We start from the raw sequence: 6,000 nt of genomic DNA, 5'->3' as shown, positions 1-6,000 counted from the left end.
GATCGCTCATGTCCTACACCACCCGACAGTCGCCCAGGCAGTGCCTGGCCATGAAAGGCAACCCCTGCAACGCCGCAACGGGGGAGAAAGTGCAGCACGAACCAGAACTCGACCTGCCCTGGATCCAGCTGATGCGGCACTACCATTCGAAGTCGGCGGTGGCCGGCGGCGGCTTCGGGTCCAACTGGACCCACTCCCACAACATCCGCATCGCCAACGGCCTGGTCACTTCGTACGTTCCAGCGGTGGTTGGCCTCATCGATGAAGACGGCAGCCACGTCGCCTTCCAGCAGAAGACCAATTATTACCTGGCGACAGACGGAAGTGGTGATCGTGCGGACCGCACCAATGATGGCTGGATTGTCAGCAGGCGCGGTGAACTCCTGCGATTCAATCGAATGGGGCTGCTCCAGCGGCGTGAATTCGAAGACGGTACGACACTGGCCTATGCCTACGATGGTGCGGGCCGGCTGAAGGAGATCAGGCACTCCACGGGCCGCACGCTTGAGTTCGCATACGCAGATGCCACCGACGAGAAGATCGCGGCGATGACGATCAGTGGGGTGCCCTATGCGCAGTACACCTACGGTGCGCATGGGCAGCTTGTCAGCGTCACCCACGCTGATGGGCTGTCGCGGACCTATCACTATGAAGACGCCCGTTTCCCCTGGTACCTGACCGGCGTCACCCCGGAGGACGGTCGCCGCTTCAGCTGGTTCGGCTATGACGACAAGGGCAGGGTGACGTGCAGCCGGCATGATGCCGGTTGCAATTGAAGGATCGTTGCTGAAGCGCGCCACGGCGCGTTCATGAGGAGATACACGGATGTTGCGAACACACGAGCGGGTTGTCCGCGCGACTGCAGCGGTGGTGTGCTGCCTGTTCTGGCCGGTGGGCATGGTGATGGCCGCAGAGCCACCTGCTGCACCCAGTGCCGGTATTGATGGCGTGCGCCTGCAGTATGCGGCCGACGGCACGACCACCGTCACCGACGCGCTGGGGCACCAGACTTTCTACGCGCTCAGCCCGGGTGAGCAGCAGGACCCGGCGCGCAAAGTGACGGGCCGCAGCGACAACCGTGGCACCGAATCGTACGACTACACGCCGGTGGACTCTGATCCTGCACGGCGTGTCAGCACCTCGCAGGATCGCAGCGGCGTTCGCACCACCTATGCCTACAGCGAGATCAGCGATTCTCCATTGGGCGCGGTAAGCGTCACGGCCCGGACCGAAGCGGTTGGAACGCCGCAGCAGCGCGTCTCCGAAACACGGACCTCTATGGCGACCAATCGCCTGCTGCAGCAGACTATCGGTGCGCAGGAAACCACCCTCACGCGCAACACGCGCCATCAGCCAACGGTCATTACGGTTCGTGATACCGCTACGGATGAGACGCGCGTAACAACGCAGGTCTACTGCGATGCCATCAGTCCTGAGTGTCCGCAGATCGGTCTGCTGCTCCGTGTGGATGGGCCGCGCACGGATGTAGCCGATACGACGACGTTCGCGTACTACACGTCTGATGATGCGGGCTGCGCCACCGGCGGAAGCTGTGCCTATCGCAAAGGCGACCTTCGCAGTGTGACCAACGCGCTGGGTCATGTGGTGGAGACCTTGGCCTACGACCCATCCGGGCACCCGCTGTCCATCCGCGATGCCAACGGTGTGGTTACCGACTACACCTACCACGCCCGCGGCTGGCCGACCTCGGTCACCGTGCGCGGGGCCACCACGACGGAGGATCGTGTCACACAGATCAACTATTGGCCCACCGGCCAGGTGCAGCAGATCACCGAGCCCGATGGCAGCAGCGTGACCTATGTCTACGACGCTGCGCAGCGGCTGACCGACGTGGCTGACAGTGCCGGCAACACGATCCATTACACGCTGGACAATGCCGGCAACCGCCTTGACGAAAAAACCGTGGATGCAGGTGGCACGCTGCGGCGTACCTTGGCCCGTACCTACAACACCCTGGGCCAGCTGACCGCGTTGAAGGATGCCAGCGGCCATGCCACCGGTTTCACCTACGATGCCAACGGCAATCCGCAGTCGATCACTGATGCGCTGCAGCGTGTCACCAGCCAGCAGCATGATCCGCTGAACCGGCTGGCGCAGACCCTGCAGGACGTGGGCGGCGTGGAGGCGGAGATCCGCAGCCAGTACAATGCCTTGGACCAGGTGACCCAGGTGACTGACCCGAAGGGCCTGCATACCACCTACGCCTACAACGGCTTCGGCGACCTGACCACACAGGTCAGCCCGGACAGCGGCACTAACGGTTTCACCGTGGACAGTGCAGGTAACCGCAAGACCCGCACCGATGCGCGCGGTATTACCGCTACCTACAGCTATGACGCGCTCAATCGTCTGGTTGGCGTGGCCTACCCCGACCCCAACATGGATGTGGGCTATCACTACGACGTGGCCCCGGCGGTGTGTGCAAGCGACGAGCGCTTTGCGAAGGGCCGGTTGTCCGAAGTGCTGCATGACGGTGGGCGCACGGCCTACTGCCATGATCGCTTCGGCCAGATCACCCGCAAGGTGCAGACCGTGAACGGCGTCGCCAGCACCTTGCGCTACGCGTATACCAAGTCCGGTCGCCTCGCATCGCTGACCTATCCGGATGGCAGCGTGGCTGACTACGTGCGCGACACGCTGGGCCGCATCAGCCAGATCGGCGTGACCCGGCCGGGGCAGGCGCGGCAGGTGGTGGTCAGTGGAGTTACATACGCAGCCTTCGGCCCAGCCACCGGCTGGACCTACGGCAACGGCCGCCAGTTGCAGCGCCCCCTGGATCTGGACTATCGCCCGAAGGCCGTGCACGACCCGGCTGCCGGTGGCCTGTCCTTGGGCTTTGGCTACGACCCGGTGGGTTCGATCACCGAATTGAAGAATGGCGCCGGCACGGTCGTGCAGGCCAAGTACGCGTATGACGCACTGGGTCGCCTGACACAGACCCAGGACGGTGCAACGTCCACGCCGATCGAAACCTACGGCTATGACGCCACGGGCAATCGCACCTCGCTGACCACCGCGGCGGGTACCTCGACGTACAGCTACCCGGCTGACAGCCATCATCTGGTGGCGGTGGGTGGCGAACCGCGTGGCCACGATGCTGCAGGCAACACGACCAGCATTGGTGGCAAGGCCTTCACCTACAACGACGCCAATCGCATGAACGCGGTCAAGCTGGGCGGTTCGGTGGCCGAACGCTACGGCTACAACCATCGCGGCGAGCGCGTACTGCGAGCGCCCGAAGGCGGAAATGCCCAGATCACGGTCTACGACGAAGCCGGGCGGTGGATGGGCAACTACTCGGCGACGGGGCAAGCCCAGCAGCAGGCGATCTGGCTGGACGACTACCCGGTGGCGCTGATCAATGCGGCTGGTGCTGGCGTGCCGGAGGTGGCTTACATCCAGCCGGATCACCTGGGCTCGCCGCGCGTGGTGATCGACCCGGTGCGCGATGTTGCGATCTGGGAGTGGAACAGCAAGAGCGAGGTGTTTGGCGACCAGGCGCCGGCCAATGATCCCGACGGGGATGGTGTGGCGTTTGATCTCGCGATGCGTTTTCCGGGGCAGCAGGCGACGGATGCGAGTGGGATGTTCTACAACTACCAGCGGGAGTATGACCCGGTGGTGGGTAGGTACTCGCAGAGTGATCCGATTGGGCTGGAGGGAGGGATGTCGACATACTCTTATGCCGGTGGAAACCCCGCTGTGTATGCAGATCCGCTTGGACTTCAGAGGGCGTTAGCTCCCTTACGCTCTTACCCGGGTGGTACAGATGGCCCCAACCTCAGCGATCCTCAGAGCTATGATTTCGGCGGGCATGGAGAATCAACTGTCTCAGCTTTCCGAGATTCGTTTGTAGCAGTAAGGCAGTTGTCTTCCTTGGAAAACTGGATCAATCCCAGTGATGTGAACCAGGCTGTCGCAACCGCATTGCTCAGCAAAGCCCTCGCATCTCCGTCTGCAGGTGGCAGGTCAGTCCCGTGGCCAGATCGAAAGAGGGGAGGGTACTCCTGTATTTGCCGGGCTAGTAGAGATGGGCGTAGCGCGGACAATTGCTCAATCGACGATAAGGAATTTGCACTCGGTTACGGTTTTAGTAGTCGATTGCAGGACGCAAAAAGAATGGCTGAAAAAGACGCCAAAGATAAGCTTGGGGCCAAGTCCACACATCATATCCAGTGTAGGTGTACAAGCCCCACTGGTGACGCGATAATTCCTCATGGATAATTTGCCAACACAACTTTCAGATAGATTTTCAATTCTATTCGATGCTGGGGATCTGGTTGCCGCTTTTTCGCTGATACGCGATGCAGTGAAGGTTGGATCCGCGGAAGCTATTTTTCTTTCTTCAACCTTTAGTCGTCCTCGAGAGAGTATTGGCGAATTTGAAAAGCGAAGTCTGTCTGAAGTCGAGCTGTCGGCCGCAATGGGATACGCTCCAGCGCAGTACAGGCTCGGCTGCTATCTTCAGTTTGGAGATTTCGTGGATGTAGATTCCGTGGAGGCTGCACGCTATTTTGAGCTGGCGGCGAAGGCTGGATTTCCACCAGCGATGTACGAGTATGGGCTTGCGCTTCTTCATGGCGTTGGCCTGCAGCGCAATCATGATGAGGCGATTTCGTGGATAAGATCCTCGGCTGAAGGTGGAGATAATACTGCTGCCGAATTCTTAGAGAACTATCGGGATGTTTAGCGCGCTCATTGCTGTCGGCAGGCTTGCAAATCGCTTTGTAAGGTGCAGAGGCGGATGAGGCAGGGGGCTGGAAAATCGATCTACCGAACCAGTTGAATAGGGTGCTGGAGGAGCGGGAGTTGTCAGTGAACACCCCGGTCGATGCAGTCGTTAATGCGAAGTCGCTGTTGACATGCAGCGAGGTACGCGGTTCGTAGCGACAAGTTCTATCGCTGTGTTGCGAACCGTCAAGCGAAGTGACGTGCTGCGGATATGGCTCAGTGTGCGGTGATTGGTCGAGGTCTCTGGCTATGACGCCACCGGAAATCGCACCTCGCTGACCACCGCGGCGGGTACCTCGACGTACAGTTACCAGGCTGACAGCCATCATCTGGTGGCGGTGGGCGGCGAAGCGCGTGGCCACGATGCTGCAGGCAACACGACCAGCATTGGTGGCAAGGCCTTCACCTACAACGACGCCAATCGCATGAACGCGGTCAAGCTGGGGGGCGTGGTGGCCGAGCGCTACGGCTACAACCATCGCGGCGAGCGCGTACTGCGAGCGCCCGAAGGCGGAAATGCCCAGATCACGGTCTACGACGAAGCCGGGCGGTGGATGGGCAACTACTCGGCGACGGGGCAAGCCCAGCAGCAGGCGATCTGGCTGGACGACTACCCGGTGGCGCTGATCAATGCGGCTGGTGCTGGCGTGCCGGAGGTGGCTTACATCCAGCCGGATCACCTGGGCTCGCCGCGCGTGGTGATCGACCCGGTGCGGGATGTTGCAATCTGGGAGTGGAGCAACAAGAGCGAGGTGTTTGGCGATCAGGCGCCGGGCAATGATCCCGATGGGGATGGTGTGGCGTTCGAGCTGGCGTTGCGTTTCCCGGGGCAGCAGGCGACGGATGCGAGTGGGTTGTTCTACAACTACCAGCGGGAGTATGACCCGGTGGTGGGTAGGTACTCGCAGAGTGATCCGATTGGGCTAAAAGGTGGGCTGAATACGTTTGCTTACGTCGATGGAGACCCCTTGCTAGGGGTGGACATCCATGGGCTGGCAAACTCGGGGAAAACCGAGAAAATAGTTGGCGGCCGTCCTACTACAGTTCGCGTAGACAATCCGCACGTGGACGGACAACAACGACATGCACACGTTTGCGCAAAGGGCTGCAAAGAAGTCATCGTGAACCAAGATGGAAGTGGAAGTCATGGTACTGATCCGGGGGGCTTTCCGATAGAGTGAAGCAGTTCCTCCGTGGAAAGGGCTTCTCTCTCTCTGCGTGTGCTGGGGCTATCGGCGTGGCAAAGGA

The 6,000-nt window shown here is 61.0% G+C and carries 2 protein-coding genes and 2 pseudogenes; all 4 read left to right on the top strand.

What is annotated here, in order from left to right; translation table 11 throughout:
* On the top strand, positions 1 to 776 hold a 776-nt coding region (locus C1925_RS19905; RefSeq protein WP_254051353.1), incomplete at its 5' end, for a DUF6531 domain-containing protein.
* Positions 777 to 891: 115 nt separating this feature from the next.
* A pseudogene (locus tag C1925_RS19900) lies at positions 892 to 3,747 on the top strand (RHS repeat-associated core domain-containing protein); the annotation flags it as partial.
* 490 nt (positions 3,748 to 4,237) lie between these two features.
* Positions 4,238 to 4,711 (top strand): tetratricopeptide repeat protein, encoded by a 474-nt coding sequence (locus tag C1925_RS19895; protein ID WP_108770403.1) that lies wholly within the window; start codon positions 4,238 to 4,240, stop codon positions 4,709 to 4,711.
* A gap of 289 nt (positions 4,712 to 5,000) precedes the next feature.
* Positions 5,001 to 5,747 (top strand): annotated as a pseudogene (locus C1925_RS19890) (RHS repeat-associated core domain-containing protein); the annotation flags it as partial.
* Between the last annotated feature and the right edge of the window lie 253 nt (positions 5,748 to 6,000).

The organism is Stenotrophomonas sp. SAU14A_NAIMI4_5 (assembly GCF_003086795.1).
Classification (GTDB): domain Bacteria; phylum Pseudomonadota; class Gammaproteobacteria; order Xanthomonadales; family Xanthomonadaceae; genus Stenotrophomonas.
The sequence above is the reverse complement of the archived record's forward strand: the minus strand, read 5'-3'. Positions and strand labels throughout refer to the sequence as shown.

Bases quoted from the DNA above. Each gene is read 5' to 3' on its own strand.
- C1925_RS19895 (WP_108770403.1), top strand. From the start codon at position 4,238: ATGGATAATTTGCCAACACAACTTTCAGATAGATTTTCAATTCTATTC.